General features: G+C 72.9%; 24 protein-coding genes. 11 read left to right on the top strand and 13 right to left on the bottom strand.

What is annotated here, in order from left to right; translation table 11 throughout:
- Nucleotides 1-31: 31 nt before the first annotated feature.
- Nucleotides 32-376, top strand: a complete 345-nt coding sequence (locus CUC05_RS22445; protein WP_108668381.1) for a cupin domain-containing protein — start codon at nucleotides 32-34, stop codon at nucleotides 374-376.
- A gap of 41 nt (nucleotides 377-417) precedes the next feature.
- Entirely contained in the window at nucleotides 418-1,842 is a 1,425-nt protein-coding gene (gene lpdA, locus CUC05_RS22440; protein ID WP_108668380.1) for a dihydrolipoyl dehydrogenase, read from the top strand.
- A 29-nt stretch (nucleotides 1,843-1,871) separates the two neighbouring features.
- On the opposite strand, the gene CUC05_RS22435 is transcribed toward lpdA, so the two are convergent.
- On the bottom strand, nucleotides 1,872-3,275 hold the full coding sequence (locus CUC05_RS22435; protein WP_157965893.1) for a Kelch repeat-containing protein: 1,404 nt from the start codon (nucleotides 3,273-3,275) through the stop codon (nucleotides 1,872-1,874).
- Between the two features lie 198 nt (nucleotides 3,276-3,473).
- On the opposite strand from CUC05_RS22435, the gene CUC05_RS22430 reads away from it, so the two are divergent.
- From CUC05_RS22430 to CUC05_RS22410, 5 genes are all read left to right on the top strand, one after another.
- Nucleotides 3,474-3,914, top strand: coding sequence for a hypothetical protein (locus tag CUC05_RS22430; protein ID WP_108668378.1), 441 nt, complete (start codon nucleotides 3,474-3,476; stop codon nucleotides 3,912-3,914).
- Nucleotides 3,915-3,956: 42 nt separating this feature from the next.
- A complete protein-coding gene (locus CUC05_RS22425; protein WP_108668377.1) occupies nucleotides 3,957-4,565 on the top strand; it encodes a histidine phosphatase family protein in 609 nt (202 codons plus the stop codon).
- A 163-nt stretch (nucleotides 4,566-4,728) separates the two neighbouring features.
- Entirely contained in the window at nucleotides 4,729-5,082 is a 354-nt protein-coding gene (locus tag CUC05_RS22420; protein ID WP_108668376.1) for a hypothetical protein, read from the top strand.
- Between the two features lie 151 nt (nucleotides 5,083-5,233).
- Nucleotides 5,234-6,019, top strand: a complete 786-nt coding sequence (locus CUC05_RS22415; protein WP_108668375.1) for an ABC transporter ATP-binding protein — start codon at nucleotides 5,234-5,236, stop codon at nucleotides 6,017-6,019.
- Nucleotides 6,016-8,559, top strand: a complete 2,544-nt coding sequence (locus tag CUC05_RS22410) for an ABC transporter permease (RefSeq protein WP_108668374.1) — start codon at nucleotides 6,016-6,018, stop codon at nucleotides 8,557-8,559. Before CUC05_RS22415 ends, CUC05_RS22410 begins: the two co-directional genes overlap by 4 nt.
- A gap of 98 nt (nucleotides 8,560-8,657) precedes the next feature.
- On the opposite strand, the gene CUC05_RS24975 is transcribed toward CUC05_RS22410, so the two are convergent.
- Together CUC05_RS24975 and CUC05_RS22400 are read right to left on the bottom strand one after the other, a co-directional pair.
- Entirely contained in the window at nucleotides 8,658-9,842 is a 1,185-nt protein-coding gene (locus CUC05_RS24975; protein ID WP_157965892.1) for a hypothetical protein, read from the bottom strand.
- A gap of 3 nt (nucleotides 9,843-9,845) precedes the next feature.
- The gene (locus tag CUC05_RS22400; protein WP_108668373.1) at nucleotides 9,846-10,628 is read right to left on the bottom strand and encodes an SDR family oxidoreductase; all 783 of its coding nucleotides are present in this window, start codon (nucleotides 10,626-10,628) and stop codon (nucleotides 9,846-9,848) included.
- Between the two features lie 186 nt (nucleotides 10,629-10,814).
- Here CUC05_RS22400 and CUC05_RS22395 point away from each other — a divergent pair, with 186 nt between their 5' ends.
- Nucleotides 10,815-12,869, top strand: coding sequence for a hypothetical protein (locus tag CUC05_RS22395; protein WP_108668372.1), 2,055 nt, complete (start codon nucleotides 10,815-10,817; stop codon nucleotides 12,867-12,869).
- A 65-nt stretch (nucleotides 12,870-12,934) separates the two neighbouring features.
- Here CUC05_RS22395 and CUC05_RS22390 read toward each other — a convergent pair whose 3' ends face one another.
- The 5 genes from CUC05_RS22390 to CUC05_RS22370 form a co-directional block, all read right to left on the bottom strand.
- Nucleotides 12,935-13,885 carry an MBL fold metallo-hydrolase gene (locus CUC05_RS22390; RefSeq protein ID WP_157965891.1) on the bottom strand — a complete coding sequence of 317 codons (951 nt, stop codon included), beginning with the start codon at nucleotides 13,883-13,885 and terminating at the stop codon, nucleotides 12,935-12,937.
- Nucleotides 13,886-13,951: 66 nt separating this feature from the next.
- Nucleotides 13,952-14,482 (bottom strand): ACT domain-containing protein, encoded by a 531-nt coding sequence (locus CUC05_RS22385; RefSeq protein ID WP_157965890.1) that lies wholly within the window; start codon nucleotides 14,480-14,482, stop codon nucleotides 13,952-13,954.
- 70 nt (nucleotides 14,483-14,552) lie between these two features.
- A complete protein-coding gene (locus tag CUC05_RS22380) occupies nucleotides 14,553-15,749 on the bottom strand; it encodes a CapA family protein (protein ID WP_108668369.1) in 1,197 nt (398 codons plus the stop codon).
- The gene (locus tag CUC05_RS22375; protein WP_205712496.1) at nucleotides 15,746-16,018 is read right to left on the bottom strand and encodes a MoaD/ThiS family protein; all 273 of its coding nucleotides are present in this window, start codon (nucleotides 16,016-16,018) and stop codon (nucleotides 15,746-15,748) included. Before CUC05_RS22375 ends, CUC05_RS22380 begins: the two co-directional genes overlap by 4 nt.
- Nucleotides 16,019-16,022: 4 nt before the next feature.
- Nucleotides 16,023-17,069, bottom strand: a complete 1,047-nt coding sequence (locus tag CUC05_RS22370) for a WD40/YVTN/BNR-like repeat-containing protein (protein WP_108668368.1) — start codon at nucleotides 17,067-17,069, stop codon at nucleotides 16,023-16,025.
- Nucleotides 17,070-17,125: 56 nt separating this feature from the next.
- On the opposite strand from CUC05_RS22370, the gene CUC05_RS22365 reads away from it, so the two are divergent.
- Entirely contained in the window at nucleotides 17,126-18,139 is a 1,014-nt protein-coding gene (locus tag CUC05_RS22365) for an NADP-dependent oxidoreductase (protein ID WP_108668367.1), read from the top strand.
- A 150-nt stretch (nucleotides 18,140-18,289) separates the two neighbouring features.
- Here the strand turns inward: CUC05_RS22365 and CUC05_RS22360 are convergent, their stop codons facing one another.
- Nucleotides 18,290-18,955, bottom strand: coding sequence for a response regulator (locus CUC05_RS22360; protein WP_240606310.1), 666 nt, complete (start codon nucleotides 18,953-18,955; stop codon nucleotides 18,290-18,292).
- Nucleotides 18,952-20,328, bottom strand: a complete 1,377-nt coding sequence (locus CUC05_RS22355) for a sensor histidine kinase (RefSeq protein ID WP_108668366.1) — start codon at nucleotides 20,326-20,328, stop codon at nucleotides 18,952-18,954. Before CUC05_RS22355 ends, CUC05_RS22360 begins: the two co-directional genes overlap by 4 nt.
- A 115-nt stretch (nucleotides 20,329-20,443) precedes the next feature.
- On the opposite strand from CUC05_RS22355, the gene CUC05_RS22350 reads away from it, so the two are divergent.
- The gene (locus CUC05_RS22350; protein ID WP_108668365.1) at nucleotides 20,444-21,400 is read left to right on the top strand and encodes an ABC transporter ATP-binding protein; all 957 of its coding nucleotides are present in this window, start codon (nucleotides 20,444-20,446) and stop codon (nucleotides 21,398-21,400) included.
- A complete protein-coding gene (locus CUC05_RS22345; protein WP_108668364.1) occupies nucleotides 21,397-22,617 on the top strand; it encodes an ABC transporter permease in 1,221 nt (406 codons plus the stop codon). The genes CUC05_RS22350 and CUC05_RS22345 overlap by 4 nt, the downstream gene beginning before the upstream one ends.
- 5 nt (nucleotides 22,618-22,622) lie before the next feature.
- On the opposite strand, the gene CUC05_RS22340 is transcribed toward CUC05_RS22345, so the two are convergent.
- From CUC05_RS22340 to CUC05_RS22330, 3 genes are all read right to left on the bottom strand, one after another.
- Entirely contained in the window at nucleotides 22,623-23,237 is a 615-nt protein-coding gene (locus CUC05_RS22340; protein WP_108668363.1) for a hypothetical protein, read from the bottom strand.
- A 9-nt stretch (nucleotides 23,238-23,246) separates the two neighbouring features.
- Nucleotides 23,247-23,978: a redoxin domain-containing protein gene (locus CUC05_RS25995; protein WP_108668362.1), complete on the bottom strand. Its 732-nt coding sequence runs from the start codon at nucleotides 23,976-23,978 to the stop codon at nucleotides 23,247-23,249.
- Between the two features lie 140 nt (nucleotides 23,979-24,118).
- Entirely contained in the window at nucleotides 24,119-24,334 is a 216-nt protein-coding gene (locus CUC05_RS22330) for a hypervirulence associated TUDOR domain-containing protein (protein ID WP_108668361.1), read from the bottom strand.
- Between the last annotated feature and the right edge of the window lie 360 nt (nucleotides 24,335-24,694).

Below are 24,694 nucleotides of genomic sequence, written 5' to 3'. Positions count from 1 at the left end.
CGCGCGCCGTCACCGACGGGCTGTAGTCCGCATGGGCCGCAGCATGCCGGCGACCAGCCTCTCCGAGGAGCTGGCGCAGGTCGACGAGAACTGGTCGCCCCGACGGGTGGCCCGCTTCAACGGGCAGGAGGTCAGCGTCGCCCGCATCCACGGCGAGTTCGACTGGCACGTCCACTCCGACACCGACGAGGTCTTCCTCTGCATCTCCGGCGAGCTGGTCCTGCAGATCCGCTACGCCACGGGTGTGGAGGAGATCCACCTCGCCGCCGGTGACCTCCACGTCGTCCCCAAGGGTGTGACCCACCGGCCGATCGCCGAGGACCCGGCCGAGATCGTGCTGCTCGAGAAGGCCGGCACGGTCAACACGGGCGACTGACGCCCGTCCGGCCGACGAACGAACACGAAGGAACACGAGCAATGACCGAATCCGACAGCACCCACGACGTCATCGTCCTCGGCGGCGGGCCCGGTGGGTACGGCGTGGCCCTGCGCGCCGCCGTCCGCGGGTTGAACGTCGCGATGGTCGAGGCCGACAAGGTCGGTGGCACCTGCCTGCACTGGGGCTGCATCCCTTCCAAGGCCATGCTCCACGTGGGCAGCGTCCTGGACGAGGCCCGTGAAGCCGACCGGTTCGGCATCGACCTGACCGTCGCCGGGCTGGACGTCGCCAAGCTGGGGGCGTTCCGCGAGTCGGTCCAGACGCAGCTGTACAAGGGCCTCGAGGGGCTCGTGAAGTCGCGGAAGATCGACCTCGTCACCGGCTGGGGCAGCGTCGGCGCCGACGGGAAGTCCGTCACCGTGTCCGGCGGCGAGCGCGACGGCGAGGTCCTGCGCGCCGACAACGTCGTCATCGCCGTGGGCTCCTCGGTCCGGTCCCTGCCCGGGATCGAGATCGACGGCGACGTCGTCATCACCTCCGACGAGGCCACCAAGCTGGCGCGGGTGCCCGAGAAGGCGCTCGTCATCGGCTCGGGTGCGGTCGGCCTGGAGTTCGCGTCGCTGTTCAGGTCCCTGGGTGCGGAGGAGGTCGTCGTCGTCGAGGCGCTGGACCGCATCGCCCCGCTGGAGGACGAGGACCTGTCCAAGTCCCTCGCCCGGGCCTACCGCAAGCGCGGCATCACCACCATCGCCGGGACCGTCGCGTCGTCGGTCACCGTGTCGGAGGGCCCCAAGGGCAAGGCCGCCACGGTGAGCCTCGCCAACGGTGACGCCCACGTGGTCGACACCGTCCTGGTGGCCGTCGGCCGTGCGCCGCGGACCGCCGGGATCGGGCTGGAGGACCTCGGGATCCTCGACGAGCGGGGCTACGTCGTCGCCGACGAGTACGGCCGCACCGCGGTCGACGGCGTCTGGGCCGTCGGCGACATCCTGCCGCCGCCGGCGCTCGCCCTGGCCCATGCCGGGTTCGCCGAGGGGTTCAACGTCGCCGACCAGATCGCCGGTCACACCGTCGTCCCGGTCGACTACGCCCAGGTCCCGCGGGTGACCTACTGCACGCCGGAGGTGTCGTCGGTCGGCCTGACCGAGGCCCAGGCGGTCGAGCGGTACGGCAAGGACGCCGTCTCCTCCTCCAAGTACACCTTCAAGGGCAACGCCAAGGGCATCATCCACCAGTCCGACGGCTTCGTGAAGACCGTCGTCGGTGGGCCGGAGGGGGCCGTGCTGGGTGTCCACATCATCGGGCCGCACGCCACCGACCTGATCGCCGAGGCCCAGCTGATCACCGCATGGGGTGCCCTGCCCGAGGAGGTCGGCGCGCTGGTCCACCCCCACCCGACGCTGGCCGAGGCGATGGGCGAGGCCCACATGGCCGCGGCCGACCTGCCGTTCCACACCCACTGACCCGTCCACACCCCTGACCGCGCGGCCGGTCAGCTGGGCCAGCCGAGCGGCGGGCGCCAGATGGCCACGTCGACGGTCGGGCCCGCCTCGGTGTACCCGCCCCAGATGACGAGCTCGCTGCCCGTCCACGCGGCGACGGCGTTGACGCGGGGGCGGTCGACGTCCAGCACCTCCCACGCGTAGCCAGCCGGGTCCCACGACAGGAACGCCGAGGAGGGGTAGCCGCCGTACAGCAGCACGTGCTCGCCAGCCGTCGCGGTGGCCCAGCCGTACAGCGACGTCCGCGGATCGTCGACGCCGGGGAGCGGGGAGAGGGGTTCCCAGCTCCTGACCGCCGGACGGATCGACCCGAACCAGGGCGCGTCGTCGGCGGTCCTCCCGGCCACGACGAGGTCGCTGCGGGAGGTCCACACGCCGGCGAGCGGCGCCACCAGCCCCGGGAACGGCGCGACCCGCCACACATCGTTGGCTGGGTCGAACGTGGCCGCGAACGACGACGCCCGCTCCCGCTCGCCCCAGACCAGCACCGTCCCCGCCGGGTGCATGCCTGTCGCCTGCAGGGCGATCACCCGGGTGTCCCGACGACGGCCGCCCCCGTCGCCCGGCAGGGTGTCGTCCAGGACGAGGGGAGGGAGCATCCGCCAGGTGAGGGTGGCCCAGTCCAGCAGGGCAGCGCCGACGGCGGGCTGCACCGTCCCCGGCGCCTGACCACGCGGCGGCGCGGTCGCCCACAGGAGCACGAGCTCGGTTCCCGTCCACGCGACGGCGTCCACGCTCGGGACGGCCGCGGGTGGGTCGGTCACGTCGGTCCAGGTGCCGTCGGTCGGGTCGAGCACGTCCACGCGAGCGCACGGCATCGGCGCGTCACACGACGGCTCGCGGCCGACGACGGCGATCCGCTGTGTCCACTGGTCCCTGCCGGACGGGGTCGGGTCGTCCAGGTACCCCTCGATGAGCAGCACCTGCCGTCCGTCCGCCCGTCCGTCGGGGTGCGCGGGCAGGGGGCGCCACGACCGTCGCCACGGGTCGAAGGCAGCCACGTCGTCCTCGAAGCCGACGACCAGCGTGTCACCGGTCCACACGCCCCGGTGGACGGCCGGCACGTCGATGGGGGCCTCGGGCAAGTCGGTGATCCAGGTCCCCGTCACCCGTCGGACCGAGGGGTCGATCGCCGGGGGCCGCGACGGCCCCTGCGAGGGTTCCTGCGACGGCCCCTCCGATGGCGCCTCGGCCGGTGTGGCCCGTTCCGACGGTGACGGTGATGCCGTCGGGGTGCGGTCGGACGGCTGGGCTGCCGTGGGGGAGGGCAGGGGCAGCCCCGCCAGGCCGTCGGTCGCCTCCGATCGCGCCAGCCATCCGACCATCGCGACGAGGGCGACCCCGACCAGCACGCCGGTCAATCGGTGTCGACGCTGGTCCTCCGACCCTTCCACGTCCGCACCGTACACCCGTTGTCGCACCGCCTCCGACGCGTTCGTCGAGAGGAGGCTCGAGGACTCGTGCGTGGCCACCCGCACCACGGCTGGTACCGAACGTGTCCCGTCGTGCCCGTTGCGTAAATACGGGTCCGCTGGTACATATACGCTGCGGGCGGGGCAGTCCCGCTCGTCCCGGACCTCGAGGGGCCTTCGATGGAAGCCGATGCTCGCCGACGGACCCAACGGCTGCTGTACCTGCTCCTGCTGGCCCTCGTGGTCATCGTGGGCGCGGTGGCCGTCGGCAGCGCGATGACCGTCGGCGGTGCACTCGACGCGACCGGGCTGCTGGACCCCGACACCGCGCTCGGGGACGAGGGTGCCGACGTGACCCATCGCGACCCGCCGGAGACGTTCTGGTTCGAGGGGCGGACCCTCCACCTCGAAGAGCTGCAGGAGGCCGTGCAGGACGGGACCGTCCCCGACGGGCACGGCACCCACGGCATCCGCGCGTACCCGGAGCTCGTCGCTGCGTACGGCGGCGCCGACGCCATCGTCTTCCGGGACCTCGGTGCGTTGCAGGACTTCCTCGCCGACCGCGGCGACCCGGGCGCCGCGGCGATCGGCCGGCTGATCGACACGGTGGAGGACGAGTAGCCGTCCGCCCTGCCCGCACCGACGGGATATGGTGCGCGGGTCATGGCCTCGACTGCTCGTCCGTTCCTCGTGCTCACCGTGTCGGCGGTGCTGTCCCTCGTCCTGCTCGGGACCTGCTCGGTGGTCGGTCACGACGAGACCGCCAGCGACGTCGACCCGCTGCTGCTGCACCAGCTCCGCGAGGGCCACACCGTCCTGCTGTTCCGCCACGCCCTCACCGACCGGTCCGCCAGCGACCTGGACCCGACGGCCCGCGGCACCTGCGATCAGCAGCGCAACCTCTCACCCGACGGCGTCGAGCAGGCCCACCACATCGGCCGTCGGCTGCGTGCCCTCGAGATCCCCGTCGGCAGGACCTTCGCCAGCCCCTTCTGCCGGACCGTCGACACCGCCGAGGCCATGACGGGAGAGGTGACGACGACCGACGCCTTCCTCAGCCTGACCGCTGCGCTCGACGCCGCCGGTGCCGACGCCATCACCGAGGCCGGCCGGGCGCTCATCGCCGAGCAGCTGGAGTCCGCCGACGTCACCGTCGTCGTCACCCACACCCAGAACATCGAGGCGTTGGCCGGGGTCACCGTGGGGGAGGGTGATGCCGCCGTCGTCGATGCCGGCGGGCTGGTCGGGGTGATCCACGCCGACGAGTGGTGACCAGCAGGCCAAGGGTCACCCGTCCCGTCGTGACGATCACCTCACCCTCCGGAGGCTCGTGACACCGCACGTCAGCCTCCCGTAAGCTGCCGTCGGGACGCCTCGGCGTTCCCCATGCGTTCGACCATCACATCGACACGCAGGCGGATGAGGGGACAACACCATGCACGAGTACACGCTGAAGCCCATCGGCGACGCCGGCGCGCCGGCGGTGTGGGGTGAGATCGTGACCCTGCTCGCCGCCCGGACGGGGTCCTTCGCCCCCGGCCCGCTGATCCGGTCCGGCAACCCCAGCAACGCCCTCGAGCTGTCCGACGGCTCCACCGTGGTCGGCGTGCAGGTGCTGCTGTGGGGGCCCGAGCTGATCGTCTTCCGGTTGCCACGCACGCCGTTGCCGGGCCGCGACCTGGAGCTGACGTTGATCACCGGACTGCCGGGGGATGAGGTCACCAGCCGCACGCGGATGACCGTCTTCGACCACCCCTCCCGTGTCGGGGCCGCCAGCGACGCCGCGTGACCGGCACGGGCTGACCGGCACGGGCTGACCGGCACAGCCCCACCCGTCGGGTGGGGGACATCCCCCATCCGGTACCCCGACGTCCGGATCGGGGCGGCACGAGGGAGTCCACCGATACCCCCGGCCCGGATCCCGTCGGATCCTGCGATGCATGACCAACACCCCGCTCGCCGACCCTCCCGCCCCACCCGTCACCGCGCCGCGCGAACCCGCCCTGCGAGCCCGGGGACTGACCAAGGTCCACGGCAACGGCGACACCGCCGTCGTCGCGCTCGACCGGGTCTCCGTCGACATCGCCGTCGGCCGGTTCACCGCCGTCATGGGCCCATCGGGGTCCGGCAAGTCCACCCTGATGCACCTGCTCGCCGGGCTCGACACCCCGACGGAGGGGACCGTCACGCTCGGCGACACCCGCCTGGACACCCTCGGTGACACCCAGCTGACCCGGCTTCGCCGCGACCGCATCGGCTTCGTCTTCCAGTCCTTCAACCTTCTGCCCACCCTCACCGCCGGGGAGAACATCGTCCTGCCGCTGCGGCTGGCCGGCCAGCGGACCGATGACCCCTGGATCGACGAGGTGATCGACGCCGTCGGCCTGCGCGACCGCCTCGGCCACCGTCCGGCCGAGCTGTCTGGCGGCCAGCGCCAACGGGTCGCCATCGCCCGCGCCCTCGCCACCCGCCCCGACGTGATCTTCGGCGACGAGCCGACCGGCAACCTCGACTCCGCCAGCGGCGCCGACGTGCTGGCCTTCCTGTCCCGTGCCGTCCGCGAGCTGGGCCAGACCGTGGTCATGGTCACCCACGACCCCGTCGCGGCCGCATGGGCCGACACCGTCCTCTTCCTCGCCGACGGCCGCTTGGTCGACCGCATCACCGCCCCCACCGCCGAGCAGGTCCTGGACCGCATGAAGGCCTTCGGGGAGGTGACGGCATGATCGCGGTCACCCTCCAGCAGCTCTGGGCCCGCACGCGTCGCCTGGTCGGCACCGGCCTCGCCGTGGTGTTCGGCATCGCGTTCCTGGCCGGCACCATGGTCCTGACCGACACGATGCGCGCCAGCTTCGAGACCATGTTCGGGCAGGCCAACGCTGGCATCGACGCCGTCGTCCGTGGCACGGCGTCCATCGGGACCGACCTGGCCGGCCAGACCGCACAGGTCGACGCCGACGTGCTCGACGACATCCGCACCGTCGACGGCGTCGCAACCGCCGCAGCCGAGGTCGAGGGCATCGCCCAGGTCCTCGCCGCCGACGGGACCGCCATCGGCGGCGACGGGCCACCGACCCTGGGCCTCGGCTGGATCGACGACCCGACGCTGAGCAGCTACGAGCTGGTCGACGGTCGTGCCCCCACCGGACCGGGTGAGATCGCCCTCGACACCGCCACCGCCGAACGAGGCGAGCTGGGGGTCGGCGACACCACCGTGGTGCGCACGCCCGCGCCGGTCGACGTCACCGTCGTCGGCCTCGTCGACCTCGTCGGCGGCACCCCCTCCGACGGACCGACCTTCGCCCTGTTCGACCCCACGGAGGCCGGCAGGGTGCTGCTCGGCCGCACCGACGTGGTCACCCGCATCATCGTCGCGGCCGAGACCGGGGTCGACCAGCAGGTGCTCGTCGACCGGATCCAGCCGCTGCTCCCCGACGGCGCCGAGGCGCTCACCGGCGCCGCCCTGAACGAGGAGCTCGTCGACGAGGTCGGCGTGGAGTTCCTCGACTTCTTCGAGCGGATGCTGCTCGTCTTCGCCGGTATCGCGCTGCTCGTCGCCACCTTCAGCATCTTCAACACCTTCTCCATCACCACCGCCCAGCGCACCCAGCAGTCCGCGCTGCTGCGCACCCTCGGCGCCACGCGTCGACAGGTGCTGGGCGCGACCATGCTCGAGGCCGTCGTCGTCGGTGTCGTCGCCTCGACCGTCGGGCTGCTGGCCGGGCTGGGCCTGGCCGCCGGGTTGATCCGCGTCATCGTCGCGCAGGGATGGATCGTCGACAGCGGCGGCCCCGTCGTCATGGGCGACACCGCGATCGCCGCGGTTGTCGTGGGGCTCGTCGTGACCGTCGGGGCCGGGGTGGTGCCCGCCATCCGCGCGTCGGCCGTCGCCCCGCTGGAGGCCCTCCGACGCGCCGACATCGACCGCTCCGACACCTCCGTGGTTCGTGCCGTCGTCGGCACGCTGCTGACGGTCGTCGGGCTCGGACTGCTCTGGGCCGCACCACGAGCCGCCGACGCGCTGCTGCCGATGGCCGGCGGCGCCGTCGCGACCCTCGTCGGCCTCGTCGTGCTGGGCCCGGTCGTGGCACGCCCGGCGGCGGGCCTGCTCGGCGCCGGGCTGCTCCGGCTGCGCGGTGCGACCGGGGCGCTCGCCCGCGAGAACGCCATGCGCAACCCGCGCAGGACCGCCGCGACCGCCTCGGCCCTGATGGTCGGGGTAGCGGTGGTGACCCTCTTCACCGTCGTCGCCGCGTCGATCCGGGCGACCCTGGACACCGAGGTCCGTCGGTCCTTCGGTGGTGACCTGGTCGTGATGTCGGAGGGGTTCTCCGGCAGCGGCCTCGATCCGGCGCTCGCGCCGGAGCTGCAGGCCGACTCGGTGATCGATCGTGCGCTTGCGCTGGGACTGGGGGCGGGGCTGGTCGACGGCGAGGAGCTCGTGTTCAGCGTCGCCGACCCCGCGGCGGTCGAGGAGGTCATCGACCTCGAGGTCACCGCGGGTGCCCTGGCCGACGTCGGCCACGAGGGCATCGCCGTGTCGGCGGACCACGCCGAGGCCGCGGGCCTGGCCATCGGCGACCCGATCACCATGACCTTCGTCGACGGCGTCGAGCAGGTGCTGACCGTGGAAGCGGTCTTCGCGGCCGGGCCGGGAGACGGGCTGTCCACCCACCTCCTCGCCCCCGAGGCCTACGCGCCCCACGCGATCCAGCGGTCCGACACCACCATCCGGATCCTGCTGGCCGACGGGGTGTCGGTTGCCGACGGCCGGACCGCCGTGGAGGCCATCACCGAGCGGTTCGGCTCACCCGTGGTCCTGGACCGTGAGGAGTTCTCCGCGGAGATGTCGAGCGACGTCGACGGGGTGCTGGCCTTCGTCTACGGCCTGCTGGCCCTCGCCATCGTCATCGCATCGATGGGGATCGCCAACGCCCTGTCGTTGTCGGTCCACGAACGTGTCCGCGAGATCGGGCTGCTGCGGGCCGTCGGCCAGACCCGCCGGCAGCTGCGCGCGATGGTCCGCTGGGAGTCGGTCCTCGTCGCGGTCTTCGGCACCGTCGGCGGCCTCGGGCTCGGCAGCCTGATCGGCTGGGCTGCCATGCGCGCCACCGCGGCGTCGGAGGGCATCGGCACGTTCGCGCTGCCGACGACCCAGCTGGCGGTCGTCCTGGCCGTCGGTGCGGCGGTCGGCGTGCTGGCGTCGGTCAGGCCGGCCCGCCGGGCGGCCCGCGTCGGGGTGCTGACCGCCATCGCGACGGAATGAGGCGCTGCGGTCCCGCGGTCCCCACCGGTCCGGGCATGCGGGGCCGGGCGTGCGGGGCCGGGCGTGCGGGTCCGGGTGTGTGGGTCCGGGTGTGTGGGTCAGGGGGCCGGCTGGAACAGCGGGTGGTGGCGCAGCACGAACGCCTGCTGCTCGCTGATCGCCAGCGCGTCGGAGTCGTGGAACATCAGGTTGTCGCCATCGGGGCACTCCTCGGCGTCCACGAACCCGTCGGCCCCGTCGCCGAGGCTGCCGTCGAACTCCGCCGCCACGCACTCGGGGGTGTCGTCGAAGAGGTCGAAGGTGTCCCCCTCGGCCTCGGTGGTGTGTGGCAGCCCCATCAGGTGCCCGGCCTCGTGCCACACGGTCGCGGCCAAGTCGGTGACGTCCCGTGAGCCGTCGGCGATCATCAGCACGCACGACGTCGACAGGCCCGGCAGGATCGTGGCGCCCGGCAGCCCCGCGGCGTTGCCCTCCGTCTCGCCCTCCTCGTCGTCGGGGTCGACGACCCGGTCGACGATGGCGAACGCCAGCCGGCGGCTGGGCCCCTCCCCGGTGTCGAGTGACCCGCACAGCTCGCGCTGGGCCGCGTCGTCGCCGCTGGAGGGCAGCTCGATGTCGGCGAACGCCTCGGTCACCGCCGGGTCGGCGTCGACGAACGCCAGGTCGCCGACCGCCAGGCCGTGGGCGCCGAGGATCGTGTCCCCGGCGTTGCGGTAGACCAGCGCCAGCTCCTCCCGCTCGGCCTGTGAGGCCTCGGCGAAGGCGAACGAGGCGACGTGGAACGTGACGTCGACGACCTGGTCGGTGGCCAGCGGGCCACGCTTGAGGATGGCCTGCGCCGACTCGAGCCCGGCGTCGCTGTCCACGACGAACGTCCACTCGCCGGGCTGCAGGGGTTCGTCTGCGTACAACGGCAGCAGCACGGCGGTGTCACCGAAGTTGGAGGGCTGCAGCTCCAGCGGCGCATCGACCAGCGTTCCGTCGGGGGCGATGATGGCGTCGACGAACACCTCGTCCTCGGGCCCCTGCCCGCGGGCGAGGAACAGCAGGCTGACCTCGTCGGCCGCCACGTCGACGACGACCTCACTGGACTGGTCCAGCTCGAGCTCGACGATGCGCAGGTCGTCCGTCGGCCCCGGCGCCACGTCCTCGTCCGCGTCGGCGTCGCCCCCGTCAGCGTCGTCCTCGACCGGGTCCGGCGCGACCACCTCGAGGTCATCGGCACCGGTGCAGGCCCCCGCCAGCCCGCCCAGGACGAGGAGCAGCGCGAGGGCCCGGCGCATCGCCTAGTCCTCGCTCAGGATGTGGCGCTGCAGCTTGCGCATGCCGCCCAGCCACCGCTCCCGGTCGTTGGCACGGTTCTGCTCGTACTGCTCGACCTCTGGGTGGGGGAGGATGAGGAAGCGGTCCTCGGCGATGGCCTCGGCCACCGCGTCGGCGATCTCGGCCGGCTCCTTCACGCCGAGCGCCGCCAGCTTCTGCCCGCCGGGGATGTCCTTGAGGTCGTCCAGCAGGGGGGTGGAGACGAACTGCGGGCACAGCGCCGAGACGGTGATGCCCTTGTCGGCGTGCGTGATCGACACCCATTCGGCCAGCGACACGACGGCGTGCTTGGTCACCGAGTACGGCGCCGACCCCAGGCTGGTCAGCAGGCCGGCGGCGCTGGCGGTGTGCAGGACGTAGCCGCCGCCACGCTCGATGGCGCGGGGCAGCCAGGCCCGCAGCGCCCAGACGTGCGCCATCACGTTGACCCGCCAGATGGTGTCCCACGTCTCGTCGGTGGTGTCGGTGACGTCGGTCCCGGTCGCGATGCCGGCGTTGAGGACGAGCAGGTCGATCGGCCCGACCGCCGCTTCGGCCTCGTCGATCATCGCCTCGTTGGCCTCGGCGCTGCCGACGTCGGCGGTCAGGGCCACCCCGCCGATCTCGTCGGCCACGGCCTGTGCCGCCTCGGCGTTCATGTCGGCCACCACGACGGTGGCGCCGTCGGCGGCGAACCGCCGGCACATGGCCGCTCCGATGCCGCTGCCGCCACCCGTGACCAGTACGCGCTTCTCGTTGGTGTCCATGGTCGGTGAGCCTACTCCCGGGGGCCCGGTCGACTCCCAGCCCGACGGGGGCCCGGCGGGCAGGCAGAGACGCGGTCTCGTGTTGCCTCGTCCACCCGCACCACACGGCTCGTGACTGGTGTGGCTGATGGGGCAGATGTGGCCAGTGTTGACGTCAGCAGCGTTGTGAGGTTCAGTGGAGTCACTATGGCCGATCCCTTCCCCACGGCCCTGCAGCGGATCAGCGATGAACGCTGGGTGACGCTGGACGTCGTCACGCGAGAGCGTGGACGGCTTGTTGCGCGTGTCGCCGAGGCGCCCGACCATGCCGCGGTCGTGCGCTGGAGCGCCGACGAGGACTACGACCGTCACCTCCGCCAGCTGCTGGCCTCCCCTCCACCGGACTCCGGTCCCGGCATCCACATCACGTGGCCCACCGACCTGCTGCACGACCTCGACGCCCGCGTCGTCGGGTACCTGGCGCCGCGGATCACCGGGCGGTCCACGTTCCCGCTGGCGGACTTCCTCGATCCGACCCGGCGTGCCGAGATCGCGCCGATGGCGACCCGGCGGCACCAGCTGCGCGTCGCCCGGAACATCGCCACCGCCGTCGCCGCGCTGCACCACGCCGGCCACGGGCGTGTGCGGGGCCGACACCTCCGGCTGGACGACCGAGCCCGCGTGATCGTCGTCCGCAGCGACGAGCTCGTCTCCGCGGCCGACGCCGGCATCATCGCCGACGACGAGCGCCGGCTGGGCTACCTGATCCAGCGGCTCGTCGGTGGGCGACCGTGGACGTCGGGTGGTCAGCTCGGCGTGCTGCTGGCCCGCGACGCCGGGCGCAGCCGCACCTCCGCCGAGACCTGGTTCCACGCCCTCCGCGACGCCGAGCGCAACCTGCCCGAGCAGCGGGTGTCCGTCAGCCCGGCGGCCGGCGACGACAGCCAGGCCGAGGAGCGGATCGCCACCCCGTCGGACCTGGCCAGCGCCCTCCGCGCCGCCGAGGACGCCAAGCGGTCCGCCGCCTCCACTCCTCCCTGGGCCAGGACCCATTCGTCCGGACCGGCGGCGACACCCGCCGCCCCGACGGCACCGTCCGGCCCGCGGAAGCCGATCGTCATCCGTGTGCCCGACGACGACGGCATCGACCGTCCGTCGCCCGACCGGCCCATCCCGATCGACTCCCGTCTGTCGGCCGACCTGCCCATCGCCTCCTCGCCACGGGTGCGGTACGTGGGGACCAACACCCAGCGGGCCGAGGACCCGGCGCCCCGCCCACGGCGGCGTGTCGTCGAACCGGCCACAGACGGCGATTCGCCGACACAGCACGGGGACACGCCGCCCACCAGCACGATGCGTGTCGCCGAACCGGCCACGGGTCGCCGTTCGACGACACACCTCGAGGGTGGACCGGCCAGCCCGGGCGCCTTGGCCAGCCCGGCCACCTCGGCCAGCCCGGTCACGTCGGTCACGCGGGCGCCGGTCGTCGAGCCGGCGGCGCACCGCGCCCAGACCCTCGTCATGCCAGCGGTCGAGCCCGAGCCCAACCCCGAACCCCGGGGGAGGAGGGGGCTCTGGCGCGCGACAACCGAACGGTCCGGGGGCGCCATGGCCTCGACGACCGCGACCCCCACCCCTTCCGCGACACCGGCGACCACCAGGCCCGCCGCGTCGAAGCCGGACGTGCGGGGTCGGCCGGCCCGGTCGGGGGAGACCTTCTCCTCCGGCATGGCCCGCGCGACCTTCACCATCGCCTTCGCCCTGCTGCTCGGCGGGGCCGCCAGCGTGGCCCCGTTCGCGGCGTTCATCGCCGCCGCCACCGTCGTCTTCACCCGGGCAGCCGTCGACACCGGTCAGCGGAAGGCCACGATGGGCCGTGGCCAGCAGGTGGCGATCACCGCCAGCCGGCTGCTGCCGTTCGCGACCGGCGGGATCGCCCTGGCGGCGTTCGTCCTCCTCGACCTGTTGCTGGTCCTCGGCCTGGTCATGGCGATCGCCCAGCGCCTCTTCGAGTACGGGCCCGGCTTCACCCTGACGTGGATCCTCGACCTGCCCGAGGTGCCCGTGCTGGTCCGCTGGTTCGCCTTCGTGGTGGCCGGCGCGACGGGCCTGTCGATCGGCGGCGGGGTCCACGACAGCCTCAAGGCCCGAACCGGTGGCCGGCGGATGCTGGCCACCCCTGCGTTCGCCCTGGCGATCGCGGTCGGCCTCGTCGTGCTGGACGCCGGGATCGTCTGGTGGCCCCTCCCGACGGTCGGCTGACCGCGGGGCAGGGCCGACCGTCGGCTGCCCCGCCCCGACGGTTCGGCCCGCCGGGCCTCGGGGCGTCAGGCCCGGGTGAACGTGGTGGTGCCGTCGACGACCCGGCGGGTCACGGTGCCGCGGACGGCCAGCAGCTCGAGGTGCGCGGCGGTCTCCCAGACCGCAAGTGTCTTGTTGAAGTCGTTCAGCTCCTCGAACGGGGTCTCCCGGCGGGTCCAGCCGATCCGGCTGGCCACGACGAACGCGGAGGATCCGCCCTCCGACAACGCTGCCCGGCAGGCGTCCAGCCGGACGTCGTGATGGGCCGTCAGCTCGTCCACCCGACCCGGCAGGTCGGTGAAGACCTCGCCGTGGGCCGGCAGGACCAGCTCGACGTCCAGCGCCGCCACCCGCGCCTGGGACTCCAGGAAGTCCACCAGCGCCAGCCGGTTGGTGTTCGGCTCGAAGCCGATCGACGGGGTGATGTGTGGCAGCACGTGGTCGCCGGAGAACAGGACCTTCCGGTCGCCGTGCAGGAAGCACAGGTGGCCGCGGGTGTGGCCGGGCGTCAGGATCGCCGTCAACGCGCCGTCCGACAGCGGCGCCTGCTCGCCGTCGGCCACCCACCGGCCGGGCGGCTGCCAGGTCAGCGGCTCCTTCACCGCCCCGTCGCTGGCCCGACCCTTCTCGGCCAGCGCGACCGCGCCGTGCGCCTCGAGCTGGTCCAGCCGCTCCAGGCGTGACTCGACCGGGTCGGTGACGAGGATGGTGAAGCTCCCCTTCTCCTCCTCACCCAGCCAGTACTCACCGGCGCCGGCGCGACGCAGCTCGTCGGCCTGCCCGAGGTGGTCGTAGTGCATGTGGGTGATCAGCATGCGGTGCACGTCACCGAGCTCGGCGCCGGCCACGGCCAGGCCCCGGTCGATGGCCGCCCTTGCCTCCGGGCCGTTCCAGCCCGAGTCGACCAGCGTCACCCCGTCACCGTCCTCGATCATGTAGACGTTGACGGCTCGCAGCCCGTCGTTGGGCAGCGGCACGGGGACCCGGTGGATCCCGGGCGCCACGGTCTCGACTTCGGGGTCACTCCACACCATCGGCTCTGCTCAGCTTCCTCCGGCGATCGCCGCCGCTCGTTCGCACACCGCGAGCACCTGGTGGGCTCGCTGGATCTCCACGTCGAGGAACTTGTACTCGCGTCGGAGGACCAGCACACCCGAGGCGACCCGCAGCGCCAGCTGTCGGCGGTCCTTCTTCGACGGCCACTCGGCGTCGGGGAGGATCTCCGCCGACGCGGCGCGCAGCAGGCCGCCCATCAGGGTGGCCAGCCCGTCCTCGACCGGCATGGCGCCGCTCATCAGCGTGTCGATGCCGGTGGCCAGCCGTGCGGTGGCGTCGCCGGGCACACCCCTGGACAGGCCGGCGTGGATGACGCTGACCCCCTGCATGGCCTCGAGCGCCGAGACGAGCGAGGCGATGTCGGAGGTCACGACCCACAGGTCGTCGATGGCCATCTCCTGGGCGGTCTCGACCACCTCGACGGCCTGGATGTCCCCGCCGGTCTCGGCGATGGCACCGGCGAGGGTCGCCAACATGCCCGGCACGTCGGGGATCTGGCAGCGCAGCAGGATCTCCATCGGCCCGAAGCCTGCCACGCCTGTGTGTCAGAACCGAGTCGGCGCCCCGGGAGACCCATCCGGCCCGCGGTCACGCCGGCGGCGGCAGCGGTGGCGTCAGCGGCACGCCGAGGTGGCCGAGCGTGCGGGTTGCCGAGGCGCCCAGCGTCCCACCGTCCTCCGGCCGCGCCGGCACGACGGCGTAGCCATCGGTCACCCACGTCGGCTGGGCCGTCAGCGCCTCGACGTACCAGCCGTCCCGGTCCTCGGCGAACGACAACGTCACGATCGCCCCGTCCCGTCGGGTCACCGACTGCCGCTGCCCGGACAGGAAGTTGCCCAGCCCGTAGACGACCGGTCGGTCGCTGATCCACTCCACCGGCTGCACGACGTGGGCGTGGTGGCCGATCAACGCGTCGACCTCCCCGCCGGTCATCAGCAGGGCGGCGACGTCACGCTGGTGGGCCGACGGGGCGTGCTGGTACTCGTTGCCCCAGTGCAGGCTGACGACCACCACGTCGGCGCCGGCCGCCCGCAGCTCGCGGACCCGGTCGAGGATCGCCGCCGGGTCGATGCGGGTCACCGACCACTCGTGGCCGCCCGGGGCAGGCAGCCCGTTCAGGCCGTAGGTGGCCGAGAGGAACCCGACCGCCACCCCCTCCACCTCGTACAGCACCGGGGCCAGCGAGTCCGCCTCGGTGCGGTACATGCCGCGGTGGGCAACGCCGGCGGCGTCCAGGGCGTCGAGGGTCTGGACCAGCCCCGGCCATCCCTGGTCCGCGGAGTGGTTGGAGGCGGTCGAGCAGATGTCCCACCCGGCACCGGCGATCCCGGTGGCCAGCTGGGCCGGGGCGTTGAACCGGGGGTAGCTGGAGTACGGCCCGTCGGGGTCCAGCGGCACCTCCAGGTGGCACAACCCCACGTCGGCCGCCGACAGGTGCGGGGCCACCGCCGCCAGCTGCGGGCCGAAGTCGAAGGAGCCGTCGGGCCGGGCGGCGGTGGTCCGGACCGGCGTGTGGATCAGCAGGTCCCCGGTGGCCGACAGCGTGAAGGATCGGTGGGGCGGGTCGGGACGCCGGGCGTAGTACTCCGGGGTGGGCCGCTCCGGGGGCTGGGCACCTGCCGGCCCCGCCGACAGCAACGCCGGGAGCAGGGCGAACAGCAGGGCCAGCACGGCGAGCGCCGCCGTGCCGCCGGCCGTCCTGGGCACCGCGCCGCCCGTCCTGGGCACCGCGCCGCCCGTCCTCGGCGCTGCCTGCCGGGCGGCGGGGACCGAACGGCGCGTCATCCTCCGGACACCGCCGGGAGGATCGCCAGCTCGTCCCCGTCGGCCAGCGGCAGGTCGTCGTCCAGCCGGGTCGTCGCGCCGTTGTGGACGCACAGGACGTGGCGTCGCAGGTGGCCGTCCTCGTCGAACAGCCGCACGGTCAGGGTCGGGTGCTGCCGGCACAGGTCCTCCACCGCTGCACGAACTGTCGTCCCCTCGACCACCACCTCGCGCACCCCACCGATGGCCGGGCGCAGCACCCCCGGCAGCCGAACCGTCGTGCTGGCCACGCGGCTACAGGACCGCGACCGCGTGGATGCGCGGGAAGGTGCCGGGCAGCTCGTGCCACGAGTCGCCCGCGTCGTCGGTCGCCCACAGCCGCCCGCCGGTCGTGCCGGCGTACACCCCGCCGTCCCCGTCGACGGCCATCGCCCCGCGCAGGACCGTGTCGTAGGTCGGTTCGTCGGGCCAGCCGACGCCGGAGGCCTGCCAGGACTCCCCACCGTCGGTCGAGCGGTAGGCCGCGAAGCGCCCCTCCACCGGGGTGCGGTTGACGTCGGCCTCCAGCGGCATCACGAACAGGCTGCCCGACCCCGCGTCCCGCACGATGGGGAATCCGAAGCTGGCCGGGAGGCCCTGCTCGATCCGCTGCCACGAGTCGGCGCCGTCGGTGGTGCGGTACACCCCCGAGTGGTCCTGCCGCCAGATCGTGTCGGGATCGTCGGGGTCGGCCACCACGGCATGCACGCACGTGCCGATCCCGTCGTCGGCCCCGTCCGGGTCGACCCCCTCCACCCCGCGGTTTGCCGGGGTGAACGACGCGCCGCCGTCGTCGCTGCGCAGCACGCCGATGGAGGAGGCCGCTGCCCAGATCCGCTGGTCGTCGGTCAGGACCCGGTGCAGGCACATGCCGCCGGCGCCGGGGATCCACTTCGGCCGGGTGGGATGGGTGTTGTAGGCCTCGACCGGCTGCCAGGTGACGCCGTCGTCGTCGCTGGTGAACAACCCCGCCTGGGCGACACCGCACCAGATCCGCCCCGTCGGGTCGGTGGAGAAGTGCCAGATCCGCTCGACCTTGGGCTTGGTGCCCGTCGGGTCCTCGGCGGGGAACGCCGGCCCGTCGACGACCTGGGTCCACTCCTCCAGGTCCGTCGAGCGGTGCACCGCCGGGCCGAACCAGCCCGACGCGGTCCCTGCGAGGTAGTCACCCGCCGGGGTCGTGCCGAAGGCGGTCACCTGCCATCCGGTGAAGAACGGCCCCTCGACCGTCCAGCTGCGGCGGTCGTCGCTGCGCAGCAGCCACCCGCCCTTGTCCGTCCCCACTCCGAGCGTTGTCCCCATGGCGGCATCCTAGCCCTGGGGTGCGACACGCGGCAGGGGGTCTAGGCTCGCCGGTCATGAGCACCCCCGAGACCAACCGGGTGTGGCGCCTGACCGAGCGCCCCACCGCCGCCTTCTCCCCGGACGAGCACGTCGAGCTCGCCAGCCAGCCCGTGCCCGAGCTCGGTGACGGCCAGGCCCTGGTGAAGGTCACCCACCTCTCCCTCGACCCGACCATCCGCGGCTGGATGCAGCAGGACACCTACCTGCCGGCCATCGGCATCGGCGAGGTCGTCCGCTCGATGGGCATCGGCGAGGTCGTCGAGTCCACGTCCGACAGGTACCCCGTGGGTGCGCTCGTCAGCGGCCTGACGGGCTGGCAGGAGTACGTCGTCGCCGAGGAGCGTGGCGCCGGCGCGATGCAGGTCCTCCCCGAGGGCACCGACCCGCTGGTCGCGATCTCGCTGTTCGGCCCCACCGGCCTGGCGGCCTACTTCGGCCTGCTGCGCGTCGGTGAGCTGAAGGAGGGCGACACGGTCCTGGTCAGCGGTGCGGCCGGGGCGACTGGCTCGGTCGTCGGGCAGATCGCCAAGCTGAAGGGCTGCCGGGTCATCGGCACGGCGGGCGGGCCCGAGAAGTGCGCCTACGTCGTCGACGAGCTCGGCTTCGACGAGTGCGTGGACTACAAGGCCGACGACGTCGCCAAGACGCTGCGGTCCGTGATCGGCCCCGACGGGGTCGACGTGTACTTCGACAACGTCGGTGGTCCGCTGCTGGAGATGGCGCTGTCCAACCTGGCGCTGCACGCCCGCATCGTGATCTGCGGCGCCATCTCGCAGTACGACGGTGCGGCGCCGAAGGGCCCGCGCAACTACTCCAACCTGATCGTGAAGCGCGCGAAGATGGAGGGTTTCCTCATCTTCGACTACGCCAAGGAGCACCCGCAGGCCTTCGCCGACCTCGGCCAGTGGGCCGCGGAGGGCAAGGTCAACGCCAAGGTCGACCTCGAGCACGGCATCGAGGCGGTCCCGACGGCCTTCACCAAGCTGTTCACCGGCGGCAACGTCGGCAAGAACGCCGTGGCCCTGTAGGTCAGCGTCTCCGGGCTCGCGGACGCCCGACCCGCCGACCACGAGTTGTGCAGTTCGGCGCACCGGGCGGCCGAGCTGCGCAGGCCGCGCCCGGCGTGGTGCAGGACGGCCGGCATCCCGGCCGTGCTGCACATTCCGGTCTGGTGAGGGTCAGCCGGTGACGCCGTGCTCGTGGGCCCAGACGACGGCCTGCACGCGGTCGCGGACGCCGAGCTTGTCGAAGACGCGCGACACGTGGGTCTTGACCGTCGCCTCGCCCACGACGAGGTCCTCGGCGATCTCGGCGTTGGAGCGGCCGGTCGCCAGCAGGCCGAGCACCTCGCGTTCCCGGTCGGTCAGCAGGTCCAGCGCCGGGTCGTGCTCGACGGGGGCAGGGCCGTCGGCGAACGCCTGGATCAGCCGTCGGGTGATCGACGGGGACAGCAGCGAGTCGCCGGCCGCGACGACTCGCACCGCGTCGATCAGCTGGGTCGGCGGGGCGTTCTTGAGCAGGAACCCGCTGGCCCCCTGCCGCAAGGCCCGGAAGACGTAGTCGTCCCGCTCGAAGGTGGTCAGGACGACGACCTTCGGCGGGTCGGGCAGCTCGCCGATGGCCTCGGTGGCGGCCAGCCCGTCCATGACCGGCATCTGGATGTCCATCAGCACCACGTGGGGGCGGAGTGTCCGTGCCAGCCGCACGCCCTCGCGGCCGTCCCCGCCCTCGCCGACGACGGCGATGTCGGGCTCGGACTCGAGGATCATCCGCAGCCCCGACCGGACCAGCTGCTGGTCGTCGACCAGCACCACCTCGATCAGCTCGCCGGCCACGTCGGTCACCGCGTCACCTCCTCGTCGAGGCGTGTCGAACCCTCGTCCGTCGTGTCGTTCACCCCAGAGGCCGCCGGAGAATGGGGCCCCGATCGTGCCGAACCTCGCCCAGGGACGACGTGGGCCCCGATCGCGCCGGTTGTCGCGCCGCCGGGGAGGGGGAGGGTCGCGGCGACCCGGTAGCCACCGCGGGGGAGGGGGCCGGCCTCGATCGTCCCGCCGAGCATCGCCGCCCGCTCGCGCATCCCGAGCAGCCCACGGCCCCCGCCCGGACCAGCCGGCGTGGCACCGGCCGGGGCCGGCCCGTTGACCACCTCGACCTGCAGCACCCCGGCGAGGTGGGTCAGCACGACGGTCGTCTCGGCCCCCGGCGCATGCCGCATCACGTTGGTCAGCGCCTCCTGCACGATCCGATGGGCGGACAGGCCGACGGAGTCCGGCACGGCGGGGGACCGGCCGATCTCGCGCAGCTCCACGGGCAGCCCCGCCTCGGCCAGGGTGTCCACCAGCGCGGGCAGGCCGTCGAGGGTCGGCTGGGGTGCGTCGATGCCGTCCGACGGCGCCTCCCGCAGGATGCCGACCAGGCGCTGCAGCTCCTCCACCGCCTGCCGGGCCGAGGACTCCACGGTCCCCAGCGCCTCGGCTGCGCGCTCGGGGTCCTTCGCCATGACGTGCCGTGCCGCCGCAGCCTGCACCCCCATGACGCTGACGTGGTGGGCGACGACGTCGTGCAGCTCGCGGGCGATCCGGACCCGCTCGGCCACGACCGCCTGCTGCGCCCTGGCCTCGCGTTCGGTGGCCAGCTGCTCGGCGCGTCGCGACAGCTCGGCCCGGTCGATCCGCTGGTGGCGATCCCGGTCGCCCAGCACCCACGCCGCGACGTAGAAGCCGGCGTTGATGCCGACGGAGAACAGCAGCCCGACGACCGTCTCGAACCCGACCAGCTCCACGTCGCCGGCCAGCTGCACGAAGAGGGCGAGGAAGCCTGCGGCGAGGGCGATGGCCCGCGACCAGGTGCGGCGGGTCGGGTCGGGCACGTGGGCCCCGGCGGCATGGATGGCCATGAACAACGCCACGGTGGACACGGCACCCTCGGGCACCTCCAGCAGCCGGAAGACCGCGAAGCCGACACCGACGTACAGGCAGACGGCCGCCGGCGCCATGCGGCGGACCGGCACCGGCACGATCACCAGCACGAACGCGACGTAATCGGCCCACATCGGCAGGCGGCCGAGCTCGTCGTCGTCGAGCAGGTCGTGGGACAGGAAGATGCCGAGCAGGCCCAGCAGCAGCATCGCCGCGAACACCGCGAGGTCGACCCGGGAGGGGCGACGCTCGGCGGTCGTCAACGGCGGGAGGACGGGGGCGGCGGCGCTGGTCATCGTGGGTTCGCAGCGTACGCGGGAGGGGTCCGCCGCCGAGTCCCCCCTGTGGTGGACATCGCCTTCACCCCTGCGGGGGACGCGGCCGTCGTCACCCCCACCTAGCGTGCCTCCCATGCTCGACATCGACTCCCTCACCAAGCGCTACGGCGACGTCGTGGCCCTCGACGGCTGCAGCTTCACCGTCCGGCCCGGCCGCATGCTCGGGTTCCTCGGCCGCAACGGCGCCGGCAAGACCACGACGATGCGCGCGGTGTTCGGCCTGGCCAACCCCGACAGCGGCGAGATCCGCTGGGACGGCCACCCCATCACCGCCGCCGACCGGCGACGGTTCGGCTACATGCCCGAGGAGCGCGGGCTCTACCCCGCGATGGCGCTGACCGACCAGCTGGTCTACTTCGGCCGCCTGCACGGGATGACCGCCGGCGAGGCCCGCGCCGCCGCCGACCGCTGGCTGGCCGACCTCGACCTGGCCGACCGGGCCGGCGACGCGCTGCAGGACCTGTCGCAGGGCAACCAGCAGCGAGTGCAGCTCGCCGCGGCGCTGCTGCACGATCCCGAGCTGCTGGTGCTCGACGAACCCTTCAACGGCCTGGACCCGATCGGCGCGGCCACCATGGCGCGGGTCCTCCGCGAGCGGGCCGCCGCCGGGACGGCCGTGATGTTCTCCTCCCACCAGCTGGAGGTCGTGGAGGACCTGTGCGAGGACGTCGCCATCATCGACCGCGGCCGGGTCGTCGTCACCGGTGAGGTGGAGGCGCTGCAGGCCGAGTCGCCCTACCGCCGGGTCGAGCTCGACCTGTCCGACCAGCAGGCTGCCGCGCTGCAGGACCTCGACGGGGTGCTCGAGTCGCGCTTCGACGGCCGCCACCACGTCCTGAAGGTCCGCGCCGACGTCGACATCACCCGCCTGATGGCCGGTGTCGGGACGGGCCTCGGCGGCGGACAGCACTTCGTCTACACCACCCCGTCGTTGACCCAGATCTTCACCGAGGCGGTGTCGTCGCCGGACCAGCCGGCCTCGACCACCGCCGACCGCATCACCCACGCCACGATCGGCGGTACCCGATGAGCAGCATGTCCACCCTCCGCCTCGTCATCGGCCGCGAGCTGCGCACCCGCGGCACGTCGAAGGCCTACCTGTTCGGCATGCTCGCCATCCTCGTGGTGCTGAGCGCGGCCATCGTCATCCCGTCGGTGCTCGACGACCAGACGACCACCGTCGAGATCGGCGCGGTCGGCAGCGGCAACGACGACGTGCTCGACCTGACCCGCCAGCTGGTCATCGACCGGGCCGGCGACGACGAGGTCGAGTTCGACGTGACCACCTACGCCGACACCGACGCCGCCCGGGCCGGCCTGGCCGACGGCGAGGTCGAGCTGGTCCTCGTCGACGGCACCGCCATCCTCCGCGAGAGCTCCAGCGCCTTCTCCAACGACGACCTCGAGCAGCGTGTGCAGGAGGCCGCCGCCACCCTCGCGCTGCAGGACCGGCTGGACGGCAGCGGCGTGGAGCTGGCCGAGATCACCTCGGTGCTGTCCTCCCAGCCGCTGGAGGTCCGGACCGTGCAGGGCGTCGCCGATGCGGCGCAGGACGAGGCGCGCAGCCTCATCGCCTACGCCGGCATGATGATGCTGTACCTAGCGATCCTGATCTTCGGGGCCTGGACGCTGCAGGGCGTCACCGAGGAGAAGTCCAGCCGGGTCGTCGAGGTCCTGCTGGCCACCGTCGAGCCGTGGCAGCTGCTGGCCGGCAAGGTCATCGGCATCGGCCTGCTCGGCCTGGCGCAGTTCGGCATCACCGTGGCATGGGCCATGACCCTCATCCGGGTGACGGGCGCGTTGAACCTGCCGGTCATCCCCGTGGACTCCGCCGTGACGTTGGTCGTGTGGTTCGTGCTCGGGTTCGCGCTGTACTCCACGATGTTCGCCACGGCCGGCGCGCTGGTCGGCCGGTCGGAGGACGCCCAGTCGGTGGCCTTCCCCGTCTCCATGACAGCGATCGTCGGGTTCTTCGTGTCGTTCCAGGCGCTCAGCGAGCCGGCCGGCGTGCTGGCCCGGGTGACGACGTTCGTGCCGTTCATGTCGCCGTTCGTCGTGCCCATCCGGGTGGCGTTCCAGGAGATCACGGTCTGGGAGCAGCTGCTGGCCGTCGCCGTCACCGCCGGGCTGGTCGTGGTGCTGATCCGCATCGCCGCCCGTGTCTACGCCGGGGGTGCGCTGCACTTCGCCGGCCGGCTGGGCCTGCGCGCGGCATGGACCGGCGCACGGGAGACGTCGCGTTCCTGAGCTCCTCAGGAGAGGGAGGAGGCGCGGACCAGCGCGCCGACGATCGTGCTGTAGGTGCCGGTCGCGAGGACGACGACGAGCAGGAGGAGGGGAGCGGCGGCCACCACCCGAGCCGGGGTGGCCGCCAACGCCGTGTCCATCCGGGGGTGGAGGTGGGGGAGGGCTGCCAGGCCGACCGTGACCAGCAGCAGCCCGGCCGTGTAGGCCGCGAACTGGCCGAGCTGGCCGCCGGGATCATCGGGCGCCGCCGTCAGGATGGTGCCGAGCGCAGGGCCGACACACGGTTGCCACAGCGCCGCCCCAGCAAGGCCCACGAGGGCGCCGCCGGCGACGGCTCGCGGGTTCGGTGCCAGGGGCTTGGTGGCGGTTGGGGTGGTGACGGTCAGCGCGGTTCCGGCCAGAGCCATGGCGGCGAGGAGGACGCCGACGACCATCGAGTCGGGCAGGTCGAGGGTTCCTGCGGCGCGGCTCCATGCGGTGAGGCTGGCCGTCGTCCAGCACGCGATGGCGACCAGCCAGCCGCGGCGTCCTGCCAGGACCGTGGCCCCAGCGGCAGGCAGCACCAGGGCAAGCGAGCACGGCTGTGCTGCGGCGACCACACCCTCCAGCAGTGGGTCCACCGGTGTGGGCTACAGCGTCGGATCGGCGATGAGCCGTGCCACCGTCTCGTTGAGCTCGTCGTACCGGCCCTCACCGATGTGATCGAAGCGGATGTTGCCGTCGCGGTCGAGGACGTAGGTGCGTGGCCAGTAGGCGGTCGTCCCCTCCTGCCAGTGGTGGAAGGTGCGCTTGTCGGTGTCCAGGGCGATCGGCCATGTCACCCCGAGGTCAGCGGCAGCAGCGACGATGTTGTCGACGTCGGCTTCGTGGGCGAACTCGGGGGAGTGGATGCCGACGAACTCCAGGTCGTCACGGGAGTGGGAGCCGTACAGCTGGATGAGGTTCGGGAGAGTCCGCTGGCAGTTGATGCAGCCGAAGGTCCAGAACTCGACGACCACGACCTTGCCCCGCAGCTCCTCCAGCGACGTGACGTCGCTCTGCAGCCACCCGTCGATGTCTCGCAGCTCGGGATGTGGTCCCTCGTTGGAGATCGGCGGCCCGGGTGGGGTGGGAGCGTCCGGTGGCTCGTCCCTCGGCGTGGGGGTCGCCGGGGTGGCGGTGCGGATGTCGGAGGCGGCGGATGCGGGGACCGCGGCGGTCTGGCCGGCTCTGGGGCTCGGCGCCGGCGTGGGGGTCGGCGGCATCGGAGTGGTCGGCGTCGCCAGCGCGATCTGGTCGTCGTCCCCGCGCTGCGCCCGCACGGCCATCACCACCAGCCCGATCACGAGGAGGAGCGCTGCAACGGCAAGCACACGCGACATGGCTCGACCGTATGGAGGTGGAGCCCATGCCGTCGGGTGTCGTCACGCATCCGTAAGGCCACCGCCGGATCTCGCCACGTCGGGTCGTGCCCCGGGTACGGGGGTGCGGCCGCGGGTCCGGGGCGTGCGAGTGCCGGGCGTCAGGCCTTGCGGAGCTCGGACTGTGACTTCAGCACGCGGTCGCCGTCGTCCTGCTCGACGAGGTAGGCGGGGTTGTCCTCATCGGCGTCCCTCACGACCTCGGTACCGGCGATCGTCTTCTCCACGCGCTCGGTGTAGATCTGCTTGACGGTCCCGGAGCCGGTGCCGTCCCCCCAGTCCCACTCCACGTCCTGTCCGACTCGGTAGTCCGCCATCGCCTGTCCTCCGTCTGCTCGGTGCCGCTTCGGGCGTGTGGGTCGAGCGGTCGCTCGTGTTCTCGCCGACGGTCACCTTGTCGAAGTTGGCCGACGCGCAAACATGTCGTCGGCCACCCGGAGGACTGTTCCCCACGCGCCTCTCCAGCAGCGACCGGATCGAGACGGTCGGGTGTCGGGTGGGGTTGGTCGCACCTCGCAGCGACAGGGCGTGGGGCGAGGCGGTTGGCCTTGCGTGATGCGCGACGCCTCGGTCGGGTGCCGGGTGGGGTTGGTCGCACCTCGCAGCGACAGGGCGTGGGGCCAGGGGGTCGGGGTGCGTGATGCGCGACGCCTGCGGTCGGGTGCCGGGTGGGGTTG

It is taken from the genome of Euzebya rosea, from assembly GCF_003073135.1.
In the GTDB taxonomy this organism is placed as follows: domain Bacteria; phylum Actinomycetota; class Nitriliruptoria; order Euzebyales; family Euzebyaceae; genus Euzebya; species Euzebya rosea.
This window is presented reverse-complemented; position numbering and strand designations above follow the sequence as displayed.

Bases quoted from the DNA above. Each gene is read 5' to 3' on its own strand.
- CUC05_RS22445 (WP_108668381.1), top strand. From the start codon at position 32: ATGGGCCGCAGCATGCCGGCGACCAGCCTCTCCGAGGAGCTGGCGCAG.
- lpdA (WP_108668380.1), top strand. From the start codon at position 418: ATGACCGAATCCGACAGCACCCACGACGTCATCGTCCTCGGCGGCGGG.
- CUC05_RS22430 (WP_108668378.1), top strand. From the start codon at position 3,474: ATGGAAGCCGATGCTCGCCGACGGACCCAACGGCTGCTGTACCTGCTC.
- CUC05_RS22425 (WP_108668377.1), top strand. From the start codon at position 3,957: ATGGCCTCGACTGCTCGTCCGTTCCTCGTGCTCACCGTGTCGGCGGTG.
- CUC05_RS22420 (WP_108668376.1), top strand. From the start codon at position 4,729: ATGCACGAGTACACGCTGAAGCCCATCGGCGACGCCGGCGCGCCGGCG.
- CUC05_RS22415 (WP_108668375.1), top strand. From the start codon at position 5,234: ATGACCAACACCCCGCTCGCCGACCCTCCCGCCCCACCCGTCACCGCG.
- CUC05_RS22410 (WP_108668374.1), top strand. From the start codon at position 6,016: ATGATCGCGGTCACCCTCCAGCAGCTCTGGGCCCGCACGCGTCGCCTG.
- CUC05_RS24975 (WP_157965892.1), bottom strand. From the start codon at position 9,842: ATGCGCCGGGCCCTCGCGCTGCTCCTCGTCCTGGGCGGGCTGGCGGGG.
- CUC05_RS22400 (WP_108668373.1), bottom strand. From the start codon at position 10,628: ATGGACACCAACGAGAAGCGCGTACTGGTCACGGGTGGCGGCAGCGGC.
- CUC05_RS22395 (WP_108668372.1), top strand. From the start codon at position 10,815: ATGGCCGATCCCTTCCCCACGGCCCTGCAGCGGATCAGCGATGAACGC.
- CUC05_RS22385 (WP_157965890.1), bottom strand. From the start codon at position 14,482: ATGGAGATCCTGCTGCGCTGCCAGATCCCCGACGTGCCGGGCATGTTG.
- CUC05_RS22380 (WP_108668369.1), bottom strand. From the start codon at position 15,749: ATGACGCGCCGTTCGGTCCCCGCCGCCCGGCAGGCAGCGCCGAGGACG.
- CUC05_RS22370 (WP_108668368.1), bottom strand. From the start codon at position 17,069: ATGGGGACAACGCTCGGAGTGGGGACGGACAAGGGCGGGTGGCTGCTG.
- CUC05_RS22365 (WP_108668367.1), top strand. From the start codon at position 17,126: ATGAGCACCCCCGAGACCAACCGGGTGTGGCGCCTGACCGAGCGCCCC.
- CUC05_RS22355 (WP_108668366.1), bottom strand. From the start codon at position 20,328: ATGACCAGCGCCGCCGCCCCCGTCCTCCCGCCGTTGACGACCGCCGAG.
- CUC05_RS22350 (WP_108668365.1), top strand. From the start codon at position 20,444: ATGCTCGACATCGACTCCCTCACCAAGCGCTACGGCGACGTCGTGGCC.
- CUC05_RS22345 (WP_108668364.1), top strand. From the start codon at position 21,397: ATGAGCAGCATGTCCACCCTCCGCCTCGTCATCGGCCGCGAGCTGCGC.
- CUC05_RS25995 (WP_108668362.1), bottom strand. From the start codon at position 23,978: ATGTCGCGTGTGCTTGCCGTTGCAGCGCTCCTCCTCGTGATCGGGCTG.
- CUC05_RS22330 (WP_108668361.1), bottom strand. From the start codon at position 24,334: ATGGCGGACTACCGAGTCGGACAGGACGTGGAGTGGGACTGGGGGGAC.